Annotated in this window: 14 protein-coding genes; 5 read left to right on the top strand and 9 right to left on the bottom strand. The window is 43.8% G+C overall.

Going from position 1 to position 23,541, the window contains the following annotated elements; genetic code table 11:
* Positions 1 to 3: 3 nt before the first annotated feature.
* On the bottom strand, positions 4 to 1,464 hold the full coding sequence (locus tag ACN6OV_RS13295) for an ATP-binding protein (protein ID WP_427953695.1): 1,461 nt from the start codon (positions 1,462 to 1,464) through the stop codon (positions 4 to 6).
* Positions 1,465 to 1,739: 275 nt separating this feature from the next.
* Positions 1,740 to 2,504, bottom strand: coding sequence for a two-component system response regulator OmpR (ompR, locus tag ACN6OV_RS13290; RefSeq protein ID WP_067761296.1), 765 nt, complete (start codon positions 2,502 to 2,504; stop codon positions 1,740 to 1,742).
* A 336-nt stretch (positions 2,505 to 2,840) separates the two neighbouring features.
* On the opposite strand from ompR, the gene ACN6OV_RS13285 reads away from it, so the two are divergent.
* Positions 2,841 to 5,207, top strand: coding sequence for a Tex family protein (locus tag ACN6OV_RS13285; RefSeq protein ID WP_427953693.1), 2,367 nt, complete (start codon positions 2,841 to 2,843; stop codon positions 5,205 to 5,207).
* Between the two features lie 68 nt (positions 5,208 to 5,275).
* On the opposite strand, the gene ACN6OV_RS13280 is transcribed toward ACN6OV_RS13285, so the two are convergent.
* The 6 genes from ACN6OV_RS13280 to ACN6OV_RS13255 all read right to left on the bottom strand — a co-directional run bounded on the left by ACN6OV_RS13280 (position 5,276) and on the right by ACN6OV_RS13255 (position 11,181).
* Positions 5,276 to 5,590 carry a hypothetical protein gene (locus ACN6OV_RS13280; protein WP_427953691.1) on the bottom strand — a complete coding sequence of 105 codons (315 nt, stop codon included), beginning with the start codon at positions 5,588 to 5,590 and terminating at the stop codon, positions 5,276 to 5,278.
* 76 nt (positions 5,591 to 5,666) lie between these two features.
* Positions 5,667 to 6,746, bottom strand: coding sequence for a patatin-like phospholipase family protein (locus ACN6OV_RS13275; RefSeq protein WP_427953689.1), 1,080 nt, complete (start codon positions 6,744 to 6,746; stop codon positions 5,667 to 5,669).
* Positions 6,747 to 6,975: 229 nt separating this feature from the next.
* Positions 6,976 to 8,595 (bottom strand): ABC1 kinase family protein, encoded by a 1,620-nt coding sequence (locus ACN6OV_RS13270; RefSeq protein ID WP_427953687.1) that lies wholly within the window; start codon positions 8,593 to 8,595, stop codon positions 6,976 to 6,978.
* 18 nt (positions 8,596 to 8,613) lie between these two features.
* A complete protein-coding gene (locus tag ACN6OV_RS13265) occupies positions 8,614 to 9,282 on the bottom strand; it encodes a ubiquinone biosynthesis accessory factor UbiJ (RefSeq protein WP_427953685.1) in 669 nt (222 codons plus the stop codon).
* Positions 9,283 to 9,298: 16 nt separating this feature from the next.
* On the bottom strand, positions 9,299 to 10,243 hold the full coding sequence (gene ubiE, locus ACN6OV_RS13260) for a bifunctional demethylmenaquinone methyltransferase/2-methoxy-6-polyprenyl-1,4-benzoquinol methylase UbiE (protein WP_427953683.1): 945 nt from the start codon (positions 10,241 to 10,243) through the stop codon (positions 9,299 to 9,301).
* 224 nt (positions 10,244 to 10,467) lie between these two features.
* The gene (locus tag ACN6OV_RS13255; RefSeq protein ID WP_427953681.1) at positions 10,468 to 11,181 is read right to left on the bottom strand and encodes an FFLEELY motif protein; all 714 of its coding nucleotides are present in this window, start codon (positions 11,179 to 11,181) and stop codon (positions 10,468 to 10,470) included.
* A 207-nt stretch (positions 11,182 to 11,388) separates the two neighbouring features.
* Here ACN6OV_RS13255 and pap point away from each other — a divergent pair, with 207 nt between their 5' ends.
* The gene (pap, locus tag ACN6OV_RS13250) at positions 11,389 to 12,807 is read left to right on the top strand and encodes a polyphosphate:AMP phosphotransferase (RefSeq protein WP_427953679.1); all 1,419 of its coding nucleotides are present in this window, start codon (positions 11,389 to 11,391) and stop codon (positions 12,805 to 12,807) included.
* Between the two features lie 43 nt (positions 12,808 to 12,850).
* On the opposite strand, the gene ACN6OV_RS13245 is transcribed toward pap, so the two are convergent.
* On the bottom strand, positions 12,851 to 13,387 hold the full coding sequence (locus ACN6OV_RS13245) for a hypothetical protein (RefSeq protein ID WP_427953677.1): 537 nt from the start codon (positions 13,385 to 13,387) through the stop codon (positions 12,851 to 12,853).
* A 179-nt stretch (positions 13,388 to 13,566) separates the two neighbouring features.
* On the opposite strand from ACN6OV_RS13245, the gene ACN6OV_RS13240 reads away from it, so the two are divergent.
* The 3 genes from ACN6OV_RS13240 to recD all read left to right on the top strand — a co-directional run bounded on the left by ACN6OV_RS13240 (position 13,567) and on the right by recD (position 23,008).
* Entirely contained in the window at positions 13,567 to 17,331 is a 3,765-nt protein-coding gene (locus ACN6OV_RS13240; RefSeq protein ID WP_427953675.1) for an exodeoxyribonuclease V subunit gamma, read from the top strand.
* Positions 17,328 to 21,092, top strand: coding sequence for a UvrD-helicase domain-containing protein (locus ACN6OV_RS13235; RefSeq protein ID WP_427953673.1), 3,765 nt, complete (start codon positions 17,328 to 17,330; stop codon positions 21,090 to 21,092). The genes ACN6OV_RS13240 and ACN6OV_RS13235 overlap by 4 nt, the downstream gene beginning before the upstream one ends.
* A gap of 155 nt (positions 21,093 to 21,247) precedes the next feature.
* A complete protein-coding gene (gene recD / locus ACN6OV_RS13230; RefSeq protein WP_427953735.1) occupies positions 21,248 to 23,008 on the top strand; it encodes an exodeoxyribonuclease V subunit alpha in 1,761 nt (586 codons plus the stop codon).
* The last annotated feature ends 533 nt before the right edge of the window (positions 23,009 to 23,541 follow it).

Below are 23,541 nucleotides of genomic sequence, written 5' to 3'. Positions count from 1 at the left end.
TTGTTAAAAGCGTTCAGTCAAACTTTGCTTAATTTTTTCCAATGGACTGTTGTTTAATATTTCATCATTTTCGAGTTTTTGCAGTGGTAAAGAAATGATCGCTTCGAGTCCGCCTTCTGCTCGATTGTGAATTGAAAGTTGACCTTCATGAATATCCACAATACGTTTGACGATGGCTAAACCGAGTCCACTGCCTTGAATGGTACGCGCATCATTGCCGCGTACAAAGGGTTGCATCAGATCTTCAATTTGGTCTTCAGGAATCCCATCACCATGATCGGCCACACGAATCTGAATATGATCACCTTCGTATTCGGTCGACAACTCAATCGGTTCAGCGCCATAACGTTTGGAGTTATTAATGAGGTTCCCAATCAAGCGTTTTAACGACAAACTACGCGCTTGGATAATCGGTAAGTCTTGTGGCTCAAAATGAATATCCAGTGGCTTAAATTGAATCACCAACTCTTGCAAGAGCGCATTGAGATCGGTGTCTTGTGGTATTTCATCTGAACCATCGCGCATATAGGAAATGAACTGATTTAGAATCGCATCCATATCTTCGACATCGTAAATCAACCCTTCTTTTAAAAAGTCATCATCTGGCATCATTTCAGCACTGAGTCGAATACGCGTCAGGGGGGTGCGCAGGTCATGGGAAATACCGGCCAGCATAATACGGCGGTCACGCTCAGTCTGCTCCAAGGTATAAACCATATGGTTAAAGGCCTGATTGACCTCACGGATTTCTTGCGGACCATGATTGGTTTCTAAATAGGGTGCAGTGCCTTGCTTACTGTAACTGTTCGCTGCATCTTGTAAGCGTTTTAACGGACGGTTGAGCTGACGCACCAAAGTTAAAATAATTACTGCGGCAATTAGGGGAATTCCCAGTAACCAGCCAAGAATCAGTTCTGCACTGTAGTTGGCATAGGTTTTAAGTGGTTCACGAACCCAGTTGCCATTCATTTCTGGGGTTTGAATCCAAATCCGCGGGTCTGGCTTAAATTGGAAATATACAGTGGCATTATTAATGCGCATTTCCTTCGCCAATTTTTTTTCGATTTGATTGGTAAAGAATTCTGCAATGACTTTGTCTTTTACATTGGGAAATTCTTTCGGATCGGTGACATATTCAATCCCTACGCGGTTGCGCATCCAGTCATCGACATCGACCTCGGCATTGTTATGGAAAATCCGTAAATCAGGATTATTGATGATTTCCAGTTCCACAGCGAGATAACGTGCATGTTGCTGAATTTCAGGTAAATATAAAGTGCGCCAAAAGAACCACAGTGACATAAACAGGCTAAAAAACACCACAAACAAGACCAAGACGGTCGTGCGCATTGCCGCAGAGCGCGGTTTGATTTTATCGAGAAAGCGTTCCCATGGGGTCCGTTTTTTTTCGGAGTAGGCAACGTAGTCGGTAAATTCCTGTGGGTCGATGGGTTCGAGTTTCACGCATTATCCTAGAGCAAAATTTAAAGTGTTAGAACAATAAACCATGTCCGATACGCGCTCAGGTCATCCGCAACTGTTTGAGGCAGGAGGTGTTTAATATATAAAGTTTCTGCGATGATTTTATCTATGTGCAGAAAATGGACGAGTTTTGCGGATGACAATGGTTTTGCTTACTTTTGCCGAAACAAAAGTAAGGCGAACCGCAGGTTATTGCATATCTATTAGGTTTAATGAAAAGACTCCGTCGTGTTAGCGACATTTATCTTTGTTTAATCTTATTCCGCACCATCTGGAACAAATACATAACCTACACCCCATACGGTTTGGATATAACGAGCGCGGGCAGGGTTCTCTTCCACCAAGCGGCGTAGGCGAGAGACTTGAACGTCAATTGAACGCTCCATTGCACCCCATTCACGACCACGTGCAAGATTCATCAGTTTGTCACGGGTGAGTGGTTCTCGTGGGTGTTGAACGAGAGCTTTAAGAACCGCAAATTCACCGGTCGTTAACGTTACCACTTGGCCTTCACGTGTTAATGTGCGGGTAGACAAATCCAGTGACCATGGACCGAATGAAACCACTTCCATTTGCTGGCTTGGTGCACCAGGAACTTCACGTACTTGACGACGTAATACCGCACGAATACGTGCTAAAAGTTCATTTGGGTTAAATGGTTTAGGTAGATAGTCATCTGCGCCAGCTTCTAAACCGGCAATACGGTCTGAGTCACTGCCACGTGCAGTCAACATAATGATAGGTGTATCAATATTTGATTGACGTAAGCGACGACAGATACTTAAGCCATCTTCAACGGGTAACATGAAGTCAAGCACAATCAAAGAGAAAAGTTCGCGCTGTAACAGACGATCCATTTGAGTGGCATCATGTGCGGTTTTAACCACAAACCCTTTATCTTCTAAGAAGCGTTGTAAGAGCGTGCGCAGACGAACGTCGTCATCGACAACCAAAATGCGTTCAACTCGGTCGGTTTCGGCATGTACGGCATCTGTTTTTTCAGCAGGTACAACTAAACTCATGACGTGCTCCTTTATTCTTTATTGTCATCGTAAACAAAAAGTAGATTTCACTTGAGTATACGATTCATTTATATAAATTTACTATGCTCTAAAGCAACAAATATTGCAGTTAAAATCAAGACATAGATACCAAATGTATACATGTTAAGCGGTTTAAGTTCTGTACGCTGGATTCGCTAATTTGCTGTTTCATAGTCAGTTTAGTAAAAAAATGTGTCATTGCTATGGATTGGCAATAAAAACCACGCATAAATTTATAAAAACAATTGTGGATTTTATGGTCTTGGTCTTTATAATCATGGCTTTTAGAACTTATCCTTGCAGGGATCTAATACGATGACTGACTTAGTTCAGCAGTTGGCAAAAGAAATTGCCGTACGTCCAAATCAAATTGAAGCGGCCATTAAGCTGATTGATGAAGGTGCTAGTGTTCCATTTATCGCACGTTACCGTAAAGAAGTAACGCAAGGTTTGGACGATACTCAATTACGTCAACTTGATACCCGTTTGACTTACCTGCGTGATTTATTTGAGCGCCGTGAAAAAGTAATCGAATCTCTAAAAGAACAAGATAAACTTTCTGACGATTTGTTGGCTCGCGTAAATGCAGCGGAAACCAAAAATGCGCTAGAAGAAATTTACGCGCCGTACCGCCCAAAACGCACCAGTAAATCCTTTAAAGCCAAAGAAGCTGGCTTGGGTCCGATTGCTGAAAAAATCTTTAATGAAGCGGTTGATCCAACTGAAGCATTGGCAGGTTTTAGCCATGACGATTATCCAGATGCCGAAAGTCAGTTAGATGCTGTTCAGCATATTCTGATTGATGAATGGGCACAAAATATTCCATTGACCACTGAGCTTAAAGCGACATTTGCAAAAACAGCAGTGTTAAAAAGTTTAGTGGCAAGTGATGAGAAAAAAGAAGTCGGCAAAAAATTCCGCGATTACTTTGATTTCTCTGAAAATTTAAACAAAGTGCCGTCACATCGTTTATTGGCGATGCTGCGTGGTCGTCAAGAAAATGTCTTGGGCCTAAAAGTGGATGGTGAAGATGATGCACCATTGGCACGCATTGAAACAGAATACAATCTAGAAACGGCTCAGCCTCAAGCGCGTGCAGATTTCTTAAAACAAACCGCAAAATTGTTCTGGTTGGGTAAAGTCCGTCCTGCAATTGAACATTCATTATTGACTGAAAAGCGTTTGGCTGCTGAAAGTGAAGCGATGGATGTCTTTGCTGAAAACCTACGTCATTTGTTGCTTTCTGCTCCAGCAGGCGCACGTTGCACTTTAGGTGTAGACCCTGGTATCCGTACCGGTGTGAAATTGGCAGTTGTGAATGCGTCTGGTGATGTACTGGCACACAGCACGATTTACCCATTTGCACCAAAAGACGATAAAGAGGGTTCAGTGGCTGAACTTGCACGTTTATGTCGTGAGTTTAATGTTGAACTGATTGCCATTGGTAATGGCACGGCTAGCCGCGAAACAGAAAGTGTTGTGGCTAAAATGATGGCTGCAAATACCGATCTAAATTTAATTCGTGTTTCTGTGTCAGAGGCCGGTGCATCGGTGTATTCAGCTTCTGAATTGGCTTCGCAGGAATTACCAGAGCTTGATGTGTCGATCCGTGGCGCTGTGTCGATTGCACGTCGTCTACAAGATCCATTGGCAGAGCTGGTGAAGATTGATCCAAAATCGATTGGCGTGGGTCAATATCAACATGACGTAAACCAAACTGGTTTAGCGAAAACCCTTGAAGCAGTAGTGGAAGACTGTGTGAACTCTGTGGGTGTGGATGTCAACACGGCATCTTCTGCAATCTTGGGTTATATCGCAGGTTTGAACAAATCGATTGCACAGCAAATTGTCGATTTTCGTAAAGAAAATGGTCGTTTTGACAATCGTCAAGCTTTGAAAAAAGTACCCCGTTTAGGTGAACGTACATTTGAACAAGCAGCTGGTTTCTTACGTATTCAAGATGGTTCTGAACCGCTAGATGCTTCTGCAGTTCACCCTGAGTCTTATGATCTTGTTGCGAAAATTGTTGAAGCCAAAGCGACAACGGTGAAAGACATCATTGGCAATACTGAAATTATTCGCCAAGTGAATACTGAAGAATTTGTAAATGACCAGTTTGGTCTACCAACCATTCAAGACGTTTTGTCTGAACTGGAAAAACCAGGTCGTGACCCGCGTCCAGAGTTCCGTACAGCGAAGTTCCGTGAAGACATTACTGAAGTAGCGCAGTTGACTGAAGGCATGCAGCTTGAAGGTGTGGTCACGAACGTAACTAACTTCGGTGCATTCGTCGATGTAGGTGTACACCAAGATGGTTTAGTGCATATTTCTGAACTTGCGAACGAGTTCGTGGCCGATCCACACAAAGTGGTGAAACCGGGTCAAATTGTTCAGGTTCGTGTGTTAAATGTGGATGTTGAACGTAATCGTGTGAACTTGTCGATGCGTGCTGAAGGTGCAGCAGCGGCGAAACCACAACGTCAGCCACGTCGTGAGCATGCACAGGGTCAAAACAAGGAACAGCGTGGTGAGCGTAAGCCGCAGGGTAAACGCCCACAGCATGCACGTCCGCAAGGCGACCGCCTACAAGGCAAGAAGCCTCAAGCAGCAAAACCACAAGAAAATAAAATTGGTGGTTTAGGTGCATTGTTACTTCAGGCCGGGATTAAAGGTTCGAAGTAAGCTTTAACCGCAAATAAAAAAACCTCCCAGTGGGTAATGCTGATTGGGAGGTTTTTTATGCCTATGACTTAGCGAACCATCGGCACGATCCAACTGGTAATAATCAGCAAAATACCTAAATGACCTAATTTACGAGTGACATAAACCAGTTTTGAAGGCGGTTGTTCCAGTTGTTTGGCATATGCTTCAAGACTGATACTTTGTTTTGCACTACTGGTGAATAAAAACACAGCTAAATCAATACAGATTAAAATAGTCCCGACATCTGCCACGATTTCCATTAAATCATATTGACCACTCATTAGTGCTGTTGTGACTTGATAGCCAAGAAAGAGGGCAAACGCAATGCAGGCATACTGCACAATAATTAAAAATATCCGCATAAATCTAAACTAAACACATATCTAACTAAATAATTTGAAGCTATTATAGCGTCCCCTTACAGAGATTACTGTAAGGCTACAGCGCTTGCATAAGTGCAGGGAAGTTTTGCTTTTCCAGCATTTCCAAAAATTCATCCCCCATCCGCTGACTTTCCGCCACACATTGATTCCACATACGGATTCGCTGTGCATTGTCTAAACCCTTGAGGGTGAAATCTTTGCGGTCAGGCAGGCGACCCAATGGCAGGCTCGCCAAATATTCTTGTGAAGGGGACAGCAATAAAGTACGTGCCTGATTTTCTGGATTGGCTTGGCGTTTAAAGAGTTTATCAAACCAACCCGGCGTAATACTGTCGGTAAAATGTGGATATAACACAATACCTTGGCTTTGAAATGGCAGGTCAATGTGATAGTCAATCAAGCCACCATCACGGTAACTGCCCTGAGGTACATCGGGAATATCACGAATTGCGGCCATCACGCCAGGAATCGATGCCGAAGCCATTAACCACGGTGTTACACTTTGTTCAGTCAGGGCATGATAATGCGTGGTAAAGCCATCATCGCCAATTTTAAATTGAGTTCCAGACAGTGGTTGGCTAATCACGCGCTGCATAAAGTATCGGCTGTGTTTACGTGCAATCGCGGTGGTGCCGACAATGCCAGCCACAGAGGCTAAAAGCGGCAAGGCCTTGTCACTTTGAAAAATATGCTGTGCTTTGACTGAAAGTACGGCCAAATGATAATCAGGATGATTGACCAGTTCCGCTTCTTTACCTTGAATTAAATCAATCAACATGCCACGGCAAATATCGCTGACTTCTTGGCGGCTCATCTTTTTATGAAAAGACAGGTTGGTGTAAAGCTCAGACAGGCGCTGTGTCCCTTCTATCGCGCCCCACGCGGCAATACTGGCAAAACGCCAACTGCCAATCGATGAACCAATAAGCGTGCGTTGTTGAGGTGCACGTGTTAGGAAATTTGCAAAAATAGCTTGATCCAGACCTTGAATGCCGATGCCCTTGGGGCCACCCGCAGCACCCGGAATAATATCAACGTGTGCCGCCTGTAAACCGTCTTGTTCAATCAATTGACGTGCTAAATGACCGGCACGAATATTCAAAGAAGGCGGACGTTTTTGCAAAATCTGAATCATGATTGGTCACTAAGAAATACAGTTGTAGCGTGATTCTAGTCTGTTTCAAGTTTGACCCAATGGCTGAAACTTCCCACGCATGACTAATGAGTCATCCATAGAGTATGAGTAGGTGAATTGTTTATTTTGATTTTAAGGTTTTTGAATTCGCCATTCTAAATGATGTTTTTATAGGCTAGAGCCTTCTAGACCAAAGGCTCAGCATGATTAATTTTTTGATGTATAGGTTTTATTTAAAAATACGCCAAATAGCCAACAGACTAGAAAGGGCAATTAAAATAATTGACACATACCACGGCGAAATAATCGCAATTGAGAGCAAAATCGCCATGAGGCTACCGAATATCCAGCTGCGTTTTTGCTGATGTTCCATTTGCAGGCGCATACTTTGCAGTTCATTCAGTTGTTTTGCATGCCAAGCTGACTGGTTTTTGAGACCATTGAGACTATCAATCATCAGCGTTGGTAAATCTTGCGCACCTAAAAGTAAGTCAGGAATTTTTTGTCCCAATTCTTTTAAGTTTTTCTGTGGATTCATTTGTGCTTTGATCCAATCGGTCAGGATTGGTTTTGCCAAACTCCAAATATCCAATTCGGGATAGAGATCAGTTCCTAAGCCTTCGACATGTACCAAGGTTTTGAGCAGTAACATCAGTTGTGGTGGAATCTCTAAATGGAAACGACGCGCAATATCCATCACTTGGATCAGGATGCCGGCGAAGTCCAATTCATGCATTGGTTTTGAAACCATTGGGCCAACGGTACGACGCATTTCACGTGCTAGGGCATCTTGATCCGTACCCGGTGGAATCCAACCCGCTTGATGCACAATTTGAATCAGCTGCATAAAGTCGCTGTTCATCACTGCAAGCAGCATGCGTGCTACGGTCATTTGGTCGTGTTTTGAAAGCTCGCCCATAATCGCGCAGTCCAAGGCAATAAAGCGTGGATTGCTTGGATTAATGGTTTCGACAAACACGTTACCCGGATGCATGTCTGCATGGAAGAAGTTGTCGCGGAACACTTGGGTAAAGAAAATGGTGAGCCCTTTTTCAGCTAAATCTTTACGATCCATCCCAAGGCGATCAAAGGTCGCAATATCTGAAATCGGCACACCGGTAATACGCTCTTCGACCATGACATCACGGCTGTCCATATAGACTTCAGGCACGTACATCATGCTTGAACCCGTGAAGTAATGACGCATACGACGGGTGTTATCCGCTTCTAAAGTCAAATCCAATTCGTTTAGAATAATTTGACGGTAGTCCTGAATAATTTCAGATAAGTGCAGGGCACGAGCGGCTTCTAGGCGTTTTTCAAGGAACTGACCGAGCCATTCTAATATTTCAAAATCATGCAGAATTTGATTGCGAATATTCGGTCGAGTCACTTTCACCACGACTTCACGACCATCATGCAGGGCAGCAGTATGAACTTGTGCAATAGATGCTGCGGCCAAAGGCTGCTCGTCAAAACGTGCAAATAAGGTGTTGACATCTGCTTTGAGTGATTCTTGGATACGCATTTTTGCGACATCATTACCAAACGGTTTAACTTGGTCTTGTAGTAGGACCAGTTGTTGTAAAACCTCAGGTGGAATCAAGTCTCGACGGGTCGACAACAGCTGTCCGAGTTTAATCGCCAGCGGCCCCATTTCTTCCATGGCTTCTTTCAGCTTGAGCGGATTTTTCCGTTCTTTGCTTGACCATGCCGCAGGGTGCATGCGGATGAAGGACAGGATATGCCGGGCTTTTTCAGGTAATTCTTCCGCAGGAAACAACGTGTCGAGTCTATAGTGCGCAGCGATGCGCCAAAGGTCGAGTAAACGTGAAACGTGCGGAATCATATCTGTAAATACCTAGTCTTAAGTGTTGTCTTGTAATGCGTCAATTTGGTTTTTCAGCAGCTGAATTTTAGCTTCTGCACGGTCCAAATTTTGATTCAATATACGGGTGTCTTGATTCAGATCATCCATTTGCCAACGTGGGGCAAACAGGCCTGAATCTTCTTTGAGTGCATCTTCGGCAAAGAACAGATGGCTTTGCAAAGTTCGCTTGAGATGTTTCGGTGCGAGTTGCAGCTTAGCAATTTCGTGTGCAAGGCTCGGACCAATCCAAGGGCTTAAATGCGAAGCTAAATCGGGCTCAGCTTGCTGCATGATACGTTGGATATCCTGCAATAAGTGATAATCACCTTGCAATGGGATATTGCCAACATCATCGGCCAACAGCAATTTTAAAAGCTCAACCACGGTTTTGACCTGCAAGGTCGCCGTTGCTTCAGTGATTTGCGTTTGCGCATCAAACGGACGCTGTTCGAAAATCGATGCAGATTGGCTGTGACCTGTTGCCGTTGGTTCAAGGCGAACTTTATTTTCGTCAAAAAACACATCGACCGAGAGTTGCGGTGAATCAATCACCACACGAAGCATTTTACCTTGTAATTCATTCAGTTGGATGCGGGTAATCGCATCCAAATCAATGACATGATGAATTAAGCGTTCAACTGCACCAAGTGCGAGAATCGACCACATAGTTCAGCCTTCAGTATTAAAGTTTGAAACCACGGTGTACCGCCACGATACCACCGGTTAAGTTGTGGTAATCGCAGTTTTGGAAGCCCGCATTTTCCATCATACCTTTGAGGGTACGTTGGTCTGGGTGCATACGAATCGATTCGGCAAGGTATTTATAACTTTCAGAATCATTGGCCACAATTTTACCCATGATTGGTAAAGCGGTGAATGAATACAAGTCGTAGAGTTTTGAGAATGGTTCAAATACCGGTTTAGAGAATTCTAAAATCAATAAACGGCCACCTGGCTTAAGTACGCGGTACATTGCCGCTAGTGCAGCATCTTTGTCAGTCACGTTGCGTAGGCCAAATGAAATAGTCAGCAAGTCAAAGCTGTTGTCCGCAAATGGCTCTAAAGTTTCAGCATTGGCCAAAACAAAGTCCACATTAGTACAGCCTGCGTCGATTAAACGATCACGACCGACATTCAACATTGATTCGTTAATGTCTGAAAGTACCACATGACCAGTAGGGCCGACTTCACGGCTAAACACTTTGGCAAGGTCACCCGTACCACCGGCAATGTCCAATACGTGTTGACCACGACGTACGCCTGACATGTTAATGGCAAAGCGTTTCCAGAGACGGTGAATACCAAATGACATTAAGTCATTCATGATGTCGTATTTACTTGCCACAGAATGGAAAACTTCAGCGACTTTCTGTGCTTTATCTTCGCTGCTGACGGTTTGATAGCCGAAATGCGTGGTTGCACCAACGTTGCCTGTATTGGCACCACGTGGCAGATTATATTTAGGTACTGAACCAGTCACTGGGGTATCGGTCAACTGTTGTTGTAAAGATTGTTGCTGACCTTGTGCTGTCCCTTGTGGTAATGGTTCGGTTAAGAATGGACTCACTTTGTCTGTAGTTTGTGCCGACTCAGGTGTAGGGGTAGCCGATTGATTCTCATTAGACATTAGAGTCACTCCTAACTTATAAATAGGGTTAATGTTGCTGTGTAAACATGATGACAGATTCTCTGTTGTTATACAGCAGTCATTTGCATTTGTTGTGAATAATATACAGAAAAAATAAGGATCTGCTGTAACAGCTTTGCAAATCCCCTATAAAAAATCTGATTTTATGGGCTAAATATCGCCAATACTGTATCTGTTTTTGTATTGGCAGCGTGTGTTGCCTTTTAGGCCGCAGGTTGGAATGGGGCTGGGTCACCGGCATGTACACGTTCCACAATTTGACGTTCAACTGCGGTAAATTCACGGACAAATTTCTCAGCCGATTTCAGCGGTTTCATTGCCAAAAAGCCATCTTGCATAAAATCATACATCACTTCAAAATGATATTTATGTGCTGCACCTTTGCACATTTTAAATGCCGTATAGACCATAAATGAGCGCATATATTTGTCGAGTTTATGGCCTAAATCATCAAGCAACTGTAACTGCAACATGCGATCTGTACTTTGATCCAACTTAAGATAGGTCTGGCGCATCATCTCATCGTTTAAGGTGGGATTGGATGGATAATCTTTCAGCAATTGTATTGCCACTTGCTCATCCAGTTGCACCGCTAGGATCGCCAATTTTACCCCTGAAGTTCCAGTTTTAATTGCATTGTCTGGAATCAGTTTCTCAGCTTTATGTGCATAACGTGTTAGACGCGCAATTTGTGCGGCCAAAGCATCAAAATCCGGACCGCCATATAAACGGTTAATAAAATATTCCGACATCAGCACATTGTGTTTTTCGGCAAATTGTTTGGCATGGGTACGCTGCATACGCTGTTTCTGCCAATGTTGAACATCGTGTAGGCGTTGTAAAATTTCAGGATTTTTGTGGTAATTCAACTGGTAATACAGTTCAAGTAAATCATCTAATGCTGCAAGTTTGGACATTGAGTGTCTCAATTATTTTTTAGATGCATGAATTTTAGAGCCTGTTTGGCAATAGGGCTATGACAAAGTGACAAAATTGTGCAGTAAACTGAGTCAGTGTGTTGCCAAAAGCATCGGTATTGATGAGTGATCAAGACTGCATGAAAATATTGTTGTCCGATGAAAGGCATGGTTATACTCAAAATAGAATGAAAATAAGGGTCTGCCATGAGCTTAAAAGAAACAGAATTTCAATTGATGGATGAAGAACAACTCTCAGTTGAACTGATCGAAGCACAGTACCAACTGAAAAATACCAGTCAACAACCCAATGCAAAAAGTGTGTTGATTTTGGTGAGTGGGATTGAGCTGGCGGGGAAGGGGGAGGCAGTAAAGCAACTGCGTGAATGGGTTGATCCGCGTTATCTGCGGGTGAAAGCAGATGCGCCGATTATTTTCAATCAAAAGCAAACCTTTTGGCAGTCCTATGCGCGTTTTATCCCTGCCGAAGGGCAGATTATGGTGATGTTTGGCAATTGGTATAGTGACTTACTCAGCACCGCCATGCATGTGTCCAAGCCTTTGGATGAAACCTTGTTTGATGATTATGTTGAGAATATGCGGGCCTATGAGCAAGACTTAAAAAACAACCATGTCGATGTGATTAAAATCTGGTTTGACCTGTCGTGGAAGTCCTTACAAAAACGTCTGGATGAGATGGATCCGAGCGAAGCGCATTGGCATAAATTGCATGGACTGGATTGGCGCAATAAAAAACAATATGACAATGTGCAACGACTACGTCAGCGCTTTAGTAATGATTGGATAGTGATTGACGGTGAAGATGAGCAAAGCCGCGATCAACAATTCGCACAGCATATTTTACGTACGTTGAAACATTGTCCCGAGCATATTCTGAATACGAAAGAACACTGGCCCCAAGCTCCAGTTCCTGAACTTTTATTGTCACCTGCCACTGAAATGGCCGATGAAGCAGCATATAAAAATGAATTAAAAAAATTAAGTCAAAAAGTTGCTGAAGCTTTACGTTGTGCTACACGCAATGTGGTGATTGTCTTTGAGGGAATGGATGCTGCAGGTAAGGGCGGTGCGATCAAACGCATCGTGAAAAAGCTCGATCCACGTGAGTATGAGATTCACACCATTGCCGCACCAGAAAAATATGAATTACGCCGTCCGTATTTATGGCGCTTTTGGAACAAAATAGTCCCAGAAGAAAGAATCACGATTTTTGACCGCAGTTGGTATGGTCGTGTGTTGGTGGAACGCGTTGAGGGCTTTGCCAGCACAGTGGAATGGCAGCGTGCTTATGATGAAATTAATCGCTTTGAAAGTGATCTATATAATAGCCAAACCGTCGTGATTAAGTTTTGGCTTGCAATTGATAAAGATGAGCAAGCGGTACGCTTTAAGGCACGTGAAGAAACCGCGCATAAGCGGTTTAAAATTACTCCAGATGATTGGCGTAACCGTGATCGCTGGGAGGATTATTTACATGCCGCAGCGGACATGTTGCAACGTACCGATACAGAGCATGCACCGTGGCATGTGATCGCCACCAATAATAAACATCAGGCACGTTTGCAGGTACTAAACATGATTTTGAAGCAACTGAAAGCAGATTAGCGAACGCATAAAAAAGCCACATAATGTGGCTTTTTTATATCATCTATTTTATTGCAGCTTGGTCGTGATGGGGCTTAGGTGTTGGTTGGTTAGGATATTTTTGCTGAATACGCTTGGCCAAACGGTAACTTTCTTCGACATGGGTTTCAGCGACTTTTTTCATTATAATATAACCCAGACTGGCTGCTACGATTTGCCCACCTAATGGGATAAACTTGGTCACTTGTTTGGTGATATATTTGGTTGCGATGTTATTCAGGGATTTTTTCATTGCCGTACGGGCAACGACCAAACCTGAAAACTCGATCCCGCGTTTGCGCAGTTCATTCCATTGAATTTCTTTGGTTTTTGGGTCATATACACTGATTTGTTCGGGCGCTAAACCAAAGCGTGCATTAATCTCGGGGATTAGTTGTGACAGAATCCCGACATCAATCACGACATCGAGAAAAGGCACCGGAATAATCGCGGCTCCTGCTGAATAATACGCACGTTTTTTAACCAGCTCTAGGCATTCGGCACGAATAATTTCCAGATTAAGGTTAGAGTCTATTGAGTCTGGAATGTGATCTATTTTCATAAGCAGATACCCTGAATACTGTATTGGTTTTTTTCTCATCAAGTCGCATTAAGATACTTGTTTAAAAGCACTTTTTGCAATCAATTATCTTTTTAAAGTCGCATAGACAGTTGAAGATGTATAGTAAATAATCATTGTTGTTTTGTAGTAGTGGATCAGACAGGCGGTATAGATAGGACATGGCAATACACGTAATTCAAAGTCAGCGTATCGAAGTATTGGTAGATTGCCTGATTGAGCAATTAAAGGCACAGCAGTCAACCAATGCTTTGTCAGTATTGCAGGAAAGACATATCGTGGTGCCCGACCAAGCGATTGCCGCATGGTTAAAACAAAAGATCGCTGAGAAGATTAGCATCAGTGCCAATATTAAACATCACCATAAAATTGTAGGTCTACAGTGGAAGGCCTATGAATGGGCGCTGCCGAATAAGCAAGATCGCGAGCGGATTAAAGGGATTAACATGCCGCCGCTGATTATGCAGTGGCGAATTTACAATGCGCTGTCGCCTTATATTGCTGCCGATCAGTTTGAAGCACTGCATATTCCTGAGGATTTACATGTCTTATTACAGCGTGTATATGACAATAGTGCCCAACTTTCAGACTTACAAAAACGTGCGAGCAAACGCCAAGCCATGTTGTATTGGATTGCGGCACAAGTCACGCGCTTATTCAGCAACTATATGAGCTATCGCGGTAGCTGTATTCATACACCAGATGAAGGGGTGGAGCATTGGGTCTGCCCACATTGTGATACCGATTGGTTAAAGGCTTGGAGTAAAAATCAGCCTTTAAATATTCTGCAATTGGCAGGCTTAAAGCCGCAGCAAGCGGAAGAATATTTGCCGACTCAGGCCAGTCAACTTGAACATTGGCAGCGCTGGCTTTGGCATCATGTGTTCCAAAAAGACTTTAATGATCGACAGGAAATTGACCATAAGTTTTGGCTTGCCTTGGCACGTGCCGAGCAAAATCGACAGCAGCAATTTGACTTAGGTATTGAAGAACACGATGTCGAGGATGATGAACGTCACCAAACCCACAATGGTTTGCCCGAACAGATTTTTGTCTTTACCACCTTAGAACTTCCGCCTGCACAGCTCAAATTCCTGTATCGCTTAGCGGCCTTTACCGATGTCTATGTGCTGTATTTCAACCCGTCGCGTGAATATTGGGCAGATATGGTCGATCCGGTATGGAAAGATCGCTATAACCTAAAATTACAGCAGCGTTATATCGAACGTAATCCAAAGGTCACCTCAGAACAAATTCAGGCCTATTTAAGTACAACCAATGCCGAATTTCGGGAATCACAACATTCCTTGCTGACTCGTTTGGGTAAACGTGCGCGTGACAATTTTGCTTTGTTGGTGAATATGTCGGGCGGTGACGGTTGGGAAGACCTATTTCCTGAAGAAGCACCGACGACACTGCTGGGTCAAATTCAATATGACATCATGACCTTGGAAGAACCTGATCAACATGCTTATGCATTATCGCTAGAAGATGATTCGATTCAATTTCATGTTTGTCATTCGAGTTTGCGCCAGCTAGAAGTATTACGGAATCAATTGGTGCATTGGCTGGCAGCAGGGACGGAGGACGAACCGCGCCATCCAAGTAATATTTTAATTTTAGTGCCGAATTTAAAAGAACTCGAACCGCATATTCGAACCGTGTTTTCCACCACGCGTGGTATCGGTAAAACAGCGCAAGATTTGCCTTATATTCCAGTAAAAATTGCCGGAGTGGTGAGTCAGGATATACAAAATGCATGGCAAGCTTTTGTTGGACGGATTGAAATTAGTCAAGGACGTTTTACTGCTGAAGATTTTCATGACTGGTTGAATTTAAATGCCGTGCAGGAGCTGTATAAACTCGATCATGTACAAATGGAACGCATGATGGAGCTGTTGGTGCATGCCGGTTTCCGCCGTGGTTTAGATGAACAGCACATGATGGCGTTTTTGTCCGAGCAAGACCGTGATTATCGTTATACCTTTAAATTTGCTTTAGACCGTTTGGTGTTGGGTGTTGCCATTCCTAAACATGAAGTCTATGCCGAAACCTTAAGTTTCGCTGGCGTATTAAGCAGTGATTTCGAGCTGGTTCAAATCCTGATTCGAATCTATCGCGATATCAGTGCTCGTCGGGATTGGTTGCTGCCTGAAGCCAATACGAAAACTGTCAAAGCATGGTTGCAGCAACTGGATCTGGACCTAAAGCCTTTTGTCGAAAGCAGTGGACGTGCCTTTGAAAGCATCCGTAGTGTAGTACGTGCCGTGACCCAACGTCTGCACAATGCGCAGAGCGATAAAGTTGAATCCCTGCCTGAAAATTTTCAGTTGCCCCTCGCGCTATTGTTAAAGGAAATTCAGCAAGGCATTGATGCTTCAGTTGAACAGTCTGAACCGACTGGCTCAGTGACCTTTGCCGATATCGGCAAAATTCGCCAAGTGCCTTATGACTTGGTGGTGCTGATGAATATGGACAGTGGTAAATTTCCGCGTCGCGATCAACAAGTTCCCTTTGACTTGATGGACTTGCTGAAACCGGTATTGGGCGATCGTTCACGCTTAGAAGATGATAAAGGCGCGTTTTTAGATGCCTTGCTGTTTGCGCGTAAGTCCTTGTGGTTGTTCTATAACGGCTTTGATGTAAATGATGGTGAAAGCCGTGAACCATCTTCGGTGTTGTACGAATTTAGTCAATTTTTAGCCCGGATGATTCGTCCACAAGGACTTGATCAGCCACATGATGCCATGACGGATTTAGAAGGTTTACGCGTTCCGCAGCAATTAAGTCCACTGTATCACGTGCATCCACTACAACCTTTTGACCCCAAAGGTTTTAAGGCGGGCAATCATTTACGTTTTAAAGACCAATGGTTTGCAGTTGCAGAGCATATTTTGGATCAAAGCGGGCAACGTCAGTCGTGGATTAATCGCGATTATCCCGTGCTAGAGGAGGCCGATATTCGCGTGCTGGATGGGCAGGAATGGATTAAAGATGTGGTGTTTCCTGCACGTTTGTATTTGAAAACCTTGGGCGTGGCCAGTGTCTATATGGGCGATCAATTGCCGCAGCAAGAACCACTGTTGTTAGACAAATTACAGCAATATCAGGTGCGTGATTTATTACAAAAACATTATGTGCAGTCTCCGCCCAAACAGACCGATGATGCTGAACAAGTATCCGCGATGAACGAACCCGATATTGCGCTATTTCAACATGTACTGCCTGTAGGGCATACGCGGACAGGGGCGTGGAAAATTAGTTTGCAAGAACAACAGCAACTTTTAGAGCGTTTGCAAGGGCGTACCATTACCCCGATTACCCAGCAAAACCTCATCATTCAGGAAAATTTACTGCTGAATATCACTGTCCCTGAAGATAGCCAAACCACCCATTGGCTCAGTTGTATGGCTTCAAGTGCCAAGCCCAAACGTCAGACCCAAACATGGCTGGAATATCTGTTGTGGTTGAGCCATTGGGATTTGGGTGATGACGGTGCATCACATATTCGTGAAGTGATTTGTCATGATAAAAGCATCATTTGCAAAGGCTTAAGTTCGAAGCAGGCCAAACAGCAATTAAACGAATGGCTAGGGCTGTGGCGGCATGCACAAAAACGTCCGGTGGTTTTACCTGCGGCCTTGGTGCGTAAAGAAAATGCAAAATGGGTTGAAAATGAACAGGGACAAGTGGTACTGGACAATATGCCGAAGTTACAAGAAGAATGGCTCAAAAACCATAGTTTTGGTGGGATTGAATTAGAGTCGAATGAAGCCAGTTGTCATCATCGCGATTGGAAATTTATTTTGCAGCAACAAGCCCCTGATGCGTTATTCGAGCTGTCTTGTACTCATTATGCCGAAAAACTCTATCGGGTGATGGATGCAGATGAAACTGGGGCGAAAAAATTAGAGGTGGTGAAATGAACATGCCGCAACAGGCCATGAGTCTTTCCACCAACCCGATTGCGGATATGATTTTTACTGGACTGCACTGGATTGAAGCTTCAGCGGGAACGGGAAAGACCTATACACTTTCCAGCTTAATGGTGCGGATTTTTTTAGATCGCTACCTGCCGAATCAGGTCATCGCCACCACTTTTACCCGTAAAGCCACGGCCGAGCTAAAAGCACGGGTACGTTTGCGAATTGAAGAAACGCGTGATTTTATTTACGGCTTATTAAGTACCTCACCAGCAGAGCTGCAACAGCTCCAGCAAAGCATAAATGATCCGTTGTACCAACAAGTGCTGAAAGATCATGGGCATCATTTGGATTATGCTTACCACCGTTTAAACGTGGTGTTGCAGCAATATGAAGAATTGTTTGTCGGTACGCTGGACAGTTTCAGTCAGAAGTTATTACGTGAATTTGCCTTTGAAAGTGGTCGTATTGAACAGGTGCAAATCAGTGATGATGAAGACTTGCATATTGAACGTTTACTGCATGATTTATTACGTGATTGGATTCAGCAGCAGCCGGTACATTTGATTGAATATTTGATGCTGAATAAACAGCTGAAAGGGCCGGAGCATTATCTCAGTGTGGTCAAGGAAAGTCTGAATTTTCCTTCGGTGGATTTACGCGTGCCGGAACTGCCTGAAAATGCCTTATTGCATTTTGAAGCGGTGTGTCAGCAACTGTCGCAATTACTGCCCACAGCACGGGTTGAATTGGCCGACTGTTTCGATGCTGACAGTATTTATAAAAGCTATGTTGATGCCAAACGCTTTAATAAAGGCACATTTTTCACCCTGTTTAATACTGAATTACCGACCTTCTTGCAGCACTTTGAACAGCAGGGAAGCCAAGCTGTCCTTGCAGAAACGACTTCCTTGCAATCTATCGTTAAAGGTGTTCGCAAGTTATTTTTTGATCCTACTAAAAAGTTTTGGAAGGATCGTGCTTTTAAAGACAAAGTCGTTGAGGAGCAACCGAATGTGCAAACCACGTTCTATCAACATGTGTTTGTACAGCAACTTCGTGCCTTTATTGAAGCGTTTGATCATCTCAATCAAGCGGAACAATACCTGAATTTTTATTTGGCGCAGGAAGTCAAAAAGCATTTACCGCAAGTATTGCATCAAGCGGGTGAAACCACATTTTCACAGCAAATTCGCACCTTATTGGAAGCGCTACAGCAGAGCGCTTCGGCAGGCAAAGACAGCTTTGCGGCACATGTATTGGCACGCTACCCCCTCATTTTGGTCGATGAATTTCAGGATACCAACCAAGATCAGGACGACATGCTGTCGAGCATTTGGCGGGTCAAAGAACGCTTGCACCAAAGTTGTATGATTATGGTGGGTGACCCGAAACAGGCGATTTATGGTTTCCGTGGCGGGGACATGCTGACCTACCGTAAGGCACGCCATGATATTCAAACGAAGGCTGGGCGTTGTTATACCTTAAATAAAAACCATCGCTCAGTGAAAAACTTGGTCAGTGTGGTAGATGCTCTATTTCATCGACAAATGGATTTCGGTGAGCAAGTCGATTACACCCCTATTCAGGCCGGTGAGCGCGAACATCCGCCTTTAATTGATCAGGGGCAGATTAACCCACAGCCGCTGCGTTGGTTGCAGTTGGATGAAAATTTGCCTGAAGCGGAGCAAGTGGCCTGGCAGATTCAAAATTTATTAAATCAGGCGCAACACGGCACTTTATATTTTCAAGAAAAAACCGGGCCACGTGCTTTCACAGCTGATGATATTGCGGTTTTGGGACAAAACCATTTTGAGTTGGAACAGGTACAAACTTGTTTACAGCAACTGGGTGTGCCTTGTTATAAAGCCTCACGTGAGAGCGTGTATAAAAGTGCCGTCGCGCAAGATGTTGCAGCCTTACTGAATGCGATTTTAAACCCTTATCAGGAAGCCAAAGTTAAAAGGGCCTTACTCAGTCGCTTATTGGGCTATGATCTAAAAACCTTGGTTGAGTTGGAGCAACAGCCCGATGGCCTGAGTGATGTGATTGAACAGCTTGAGCAGATTCGACTGATTTGGAATGAGCAAGGATTCCGCAGTGCGTGGAATAGTTGCATGACTTTGTTTCAGGTGTGGACGCGACTGGTTGCTGGGCAAAGTCGTGACAATGAACGTACCGTGGTGAACTTAAGACATTTGTCCGAATTGCTGAGTCAACAAAGTGAACACTACACCGGCGCGCATAAATTATACCAATGGTTTATCCGTCAAATTAATTTGGGCATCAATAACGAAAGCACGCAAGAACGCAAATTGACTGGAAATTTAGGCGTGCAGTTGATGACGATTCACGCCTCCAAAGGTTTGGAATTTGGCTGTGTGTTTTTGTTAGGGGCCAATGCAGGTTTAAGTGAAAAGGGCAATTTAAACTTTTCATTGAAAGAAAATCAGAAGAAAAGCTTGGGCTTAGAGCGTGTTATTGCGGTGAAATCGTCCGATTTACCTGAAGATGATATCGAGCAAAATGAGGCGCGTAATGCTGCCGAACATCACCGTTTATGGTATGTGGCGTTGACCCGCGCCAGTTATCGGGTCTATGCGGTACTACGTCATCATGCTGAGGAAAAAAAGCAGCAAGCAGAAGCACGATCAGGGCTGACCTTTTGGCGCGGTACGACCACCGATATTTTCCAGCATGCTGAAAGTGTGGATGAAAACGTACTGAATAATGCACCTGCGCGACTGGCCCAGCAGCATAACAGCACCCCAGAATTACATGCTGCAAGTATTCCAACAGGCAATTTTTATCCTCGCGAAACTACCAGTTTTACTGCATTGACCCGTGTGACACTGAAAAGCCATAGCCAACGTGACCAATTGGCCGCGCCAGTTGTCGAGGTCAGGGACAGTGCAGCCGATGAAGTCGAGCAAGTGGCTGTGCAGTCAGCAGAATCGACCGTGCAAATTTCGTGGATTAAACGCCATTTTCCGAAAGGCACCAAGCCGGGAAGCTTTCTGCATAAGCTGATGGAAAAAGTCAAATTCAGTACTGCGGATGACCAATTGGCTAAAGCCATTGCCACACGTTTCCATAGTGATGTGGAATTTGATTCGCCTCAGATGCTGCAAAACCTGATGAAACAGCTGGGGACGACCGAAGATCCTGAGCAAGTCGAATTACAGATCATTCAAGAAATGCATGAATGGTATCGCCAGATTATTCAGACCCCTTTGCATGAAGGCTTTAGCCTGAGTCAGCTCAAAGACGGTGAATACCGTGCGGAAATGGATTTTCACATGAGCTTGGCCGATCGCGCGCTGGGGATTCGTAAAGTTCGTGCCTTATTTGAAAGCCTGAAGGAACCCGATTTACTCATTCAAGACCTGAATGATGTGTTTACTGCGCGCTATCTCACCGGTTCAATTGACTTGGTGTATTTTGATGGTCAGCGCTATCACATTGCCGATTATAAGAGTAATTTCTTGGGCGAACAGACCGTACATTATAATCAGCCGCATATTCGCGAAAGTATGAGCCATTCCAGTTATTGGTTGCAGGCCGCACTGTATCTGGTTGCTTTGCATCGTTATTTGACTGCGGTGATGAAAGATTATGACATATCACAGCATTTGGGCGGTGCGAGTTATCTGTATTTACGCGGGATGGATGGGCAATCCAACGCAGGCGTATATCACTGGAAACCGAGTGATGATTTCATTCGATCTTTAGATGAAATCTTAAGCGCTAAGGTTGTGGTTTAATCGTGAATAATCGCCTAAATACAAAAAATATTGTCAATAAAACAATAGATTGTCATGTGGATAAGTTTGAGGATAACTGTGTGGAAAATGAGCAAAAAACCTTATCTGTACAGGCTTTGAACATATTGCGGAAAAATCCAGCAGATTCTGATATTTTGAGTCAAAAAAATAAGGCAGAACATACAGAAATTGAACCTGTTTTACCTGACTGGATTAGTTATTTACTTGAGCAGTATTTACCGCAAAATGCAGATCACATACAGGCCAATGATGTGATTCAACAGCTTATGCAGGCAGTACAAAATGGCGATAGTTGTCACCCTGTGACATCAGCGCAGATTCAGTGCTTAGTGCCATTGGTACGGTCCGAAGCGCAGGCAATACAACAGGCATCGCCTTTCGTCTTTGATGGTCAGCGATTATATTTATATCGTTATTGGGCATTAGAGCATGCTTTAGCCAAGCAAGTGGCGCGTTTAAGCCAGTTATCCTCTCCAATAAGTGGGACTGAACACAGCCAAGAGCTATTAACCGATCCACATCAAATTCAAGCTTTGAACATGGTGTGTCAGCATAGTCTGAATATTATTACGGGTGGGCCGGGAACAGGTAAAACTTATACTTTGGCGCGAATTATTGCCGTGCTCAATGAAGCAAAACCTGAGCTAAGAATTGCGATGGCCGCACCAACGGGGAAAGCAGCTCAGCGCATGGAAGAGGCTTTACAAGCGGCCTTTAAAGATCCCGCTTTGCAACATTTTTCCATTTTGAAAAAAGCCCTAAAACCTGTGACCTTGCATCGCCTTTTAGGCTTAGGTACACGTGCAATTCCACGCTTTAATGAACGGCAACGTTTACCCTACGATGTCATTGTGGTCGATGAGGCCTCGATGTTGGATTTGAGTCTGGCGCAGATGTTGTTCGCGGCGATTCCTGATCATGCCAAACTGATTTTATTGGGTGATGCTGAACAATTGGCTTCGGTCGACGTGGGGGCGGTGCTTGCCAACTTGCAAGAGGTTGAGGCTTTAAAAGGCCATCGGACACATTTACAGACCAGTCGTCGTTTTGTACAAGGCGCAGCGATTGGTGAGTTTGCACGATTTATTCAGCAGCAAGATGAAGCACAAAGTACAGCACAGGTTTTAACTCAGTTTGAGCAACAGGTAGTGTCAGCGGGCACATTGGCTCCGATTCCGTTATCACTCGAGATGAAGGATAAAATTCAGTTGCAATATTTACCCACATCAACCGATCCTACGCCCGATTGGGGACATTATTACGATCAATTGATGTATGGCTTTCAAGCGTATGTAAAAATGCTAGAGCATGTGCCAGAGCAAGAAGCGGAATTTACCGGATGGCTTTCACACGTGATTAAAACATTTGATGATTATCGAATTCTGTCGGCTATTCGCTATGGCAAACTCGGTTTATCTGAGCTGAATCAGCAGATTGAATCTCGCGTGCTGCATCAACTCGGTGAGCTTAAGCAAGGCGACTGGTATGTGGGGCGACCAGTCATGATGACCTATAATGATTATCAACTGGGCTTATCAAATGGAGATATTGGTATTTGCTTGATACGTCCTGCACAGCCAAAACGCCAATTTGAAGTCTATTTCCCAAGTTTGAATAAATGGGTTGCGGCAACGCGCTTACCGAAAAGTATTGAAACAGCATATGCACTGACCATCCATAAATCACAAGGTTCCGAATTTACTCATACTGCTGTTGTTTTGGAAAATCATGCGGCTGAAATGATGAGTAAGGAGCTGATCTATACTGCTATTACACGTGCGAAAAAAGTGCTGAGCTTATTGGTTGCAAAAGAGGCATTGGCCAAAGCGCTGACAAAACGAACAGCACGAGTGAGTGGCTTATTAGAAAAAGTTAACAATCAGTTTTCTTTATAAAGTGTGGGCGAAATGTATCGGATTTTGTAAGAAATGGCTTACATTAATTCGAGATATTTGCGCATAGAGCTTTCTGACCATTTTTGAGAAGATGACTTCACAGAAAAAGAACTCAACACGGATAGTTGAGTAAAATCGCAAAAGTATAAGAATAACGTCAAAAGACAGCGAACTTACAGTGAAGTAAGGAAAAGAGGAAACTTACAGCCGCTAAGCCTTGTAGTTTTGGGAGAGACTACAGGGCTTTTTTATGTCTGGAGGTTTTAAAAAATGCATGCGGTAACAGAAAAAAATATAAAGCTTAGCTTTTGTACGAAAAAGCTTACATAGAGATACGAAAAATACGACTTTAATCGAATAGGCTTTATGGCAAAATCTACCACATAAGGAAGTACAAGTTAAAACATGGAATGTTTGACATAAGGACGCGGAAAAGCGCCATATAAAACAATAAATTAGGACTTACGCAGTATTATTTATAGATTCTCTGTGGTAGCAGATGATTTTTATCGAGAATAAAGTCATCAATGAAG

The organism is Acinetobacter sp., from assembly GCF_050285345.1.
In the GTDB taxonomy this organism is placed as follows: Bacteria; Pseudomonadota; Gammaproteobacteria; order Pseudomonadales; family Moraxellaceae; genus Acinetobacter.
Note: the sequence above shows the minus strand (reverse complement) of the source record. Positions and strands in the feature narration are given on the sequence as shown.

Excerpts from the sequence above, each read along its gene's own strand:
- ACN6OV_RS13245 (WP_427953677.1), bottom strand. The coding sequence starts at position 13,387 with ATGAAAATAGATCACATTCCAGACTCAATAGACTCTAACCTTAATCTG.
- ACN6OV_RS13285 (WP_427953693.1), top strand. The coding sequence starts at position 2,841 with ATGACTGACTTAGTTCAGCAGTTGGCAAAAGAAATTGCCGTACGTCCA.
- ACN6OV_RS13265 (WP_427953685.1), bottom strand. The coding sequence starts at position 9,282 with ATGTGGTCGATTCTCGCACTTGGTGCAGTTGAACGCTTAATTCATCAT.
- ACN6OV_RS13240 (WP_427953675.1), top strand. The coding sequence starts at position 13,567 with ATGGCAATACACGTAATTCAAAGTCAGCGTATCGAAGTATTGGTAGAT.
- ACN6OV_RS13255 (WP_427953681.1), bottom strand. The coding sequence starts at position 11,181 with ATGTCCAAACTTGCAGCATTAGATGATTTACTTGAACTGTATTACCAG.
- ACN6OV_RS13275 (WP_427953689.1), bottom strand. The coding sequence starts at position 6,746 with ATGATTCAGATTTTGCAAAAACGTCCGCCTTCTTTGAATATTCGTGCC.
- ACN6OV_RS13270 (WP_427953687.1), bottom strand. The coding sequence starts at position 8,595 with ATGATTCCGCACGTTTCACGTTTACTCGACCTTTGGCGCATCGCTGCG.
- pap (WP_427953679.1), top strand. The coding sequence starts at position 11,389 with ATGAGCTTAAAAGAAACAGAATTTCAATTGATGGATGAAGAACAACTC.
- ompR (WP_067761296.1), bottom strand. The coding sequence starts at position 2,504 with ATGAGTTTAGTTGTACCTGCTGAAAAAACAGATGCCGTACATGCCGAA.
- ubiE (WP_427953683.1), bottom strand. The coding sequence starts at position 10,243 with ATGTCTAATGAGAATCAATCGGCTACCCCTACACCTGAGTCGGCACAA.
- ACN6OV_RS13235 (WP_427953673.1), top strand. The coding sequence starts at position 17,328 with ATGAACATGCCGCAACAGGCCATGAGTCTTTCCACCAACCCGATTGCG.
- ACN6OV_RS13280 (WP_427953691.1), bottom strand. The coding sequence starts at position 5,590 with ATGCGGATATTTTTAATTATTGTGCAGTATGCCTGCATTGCGTTTGCC.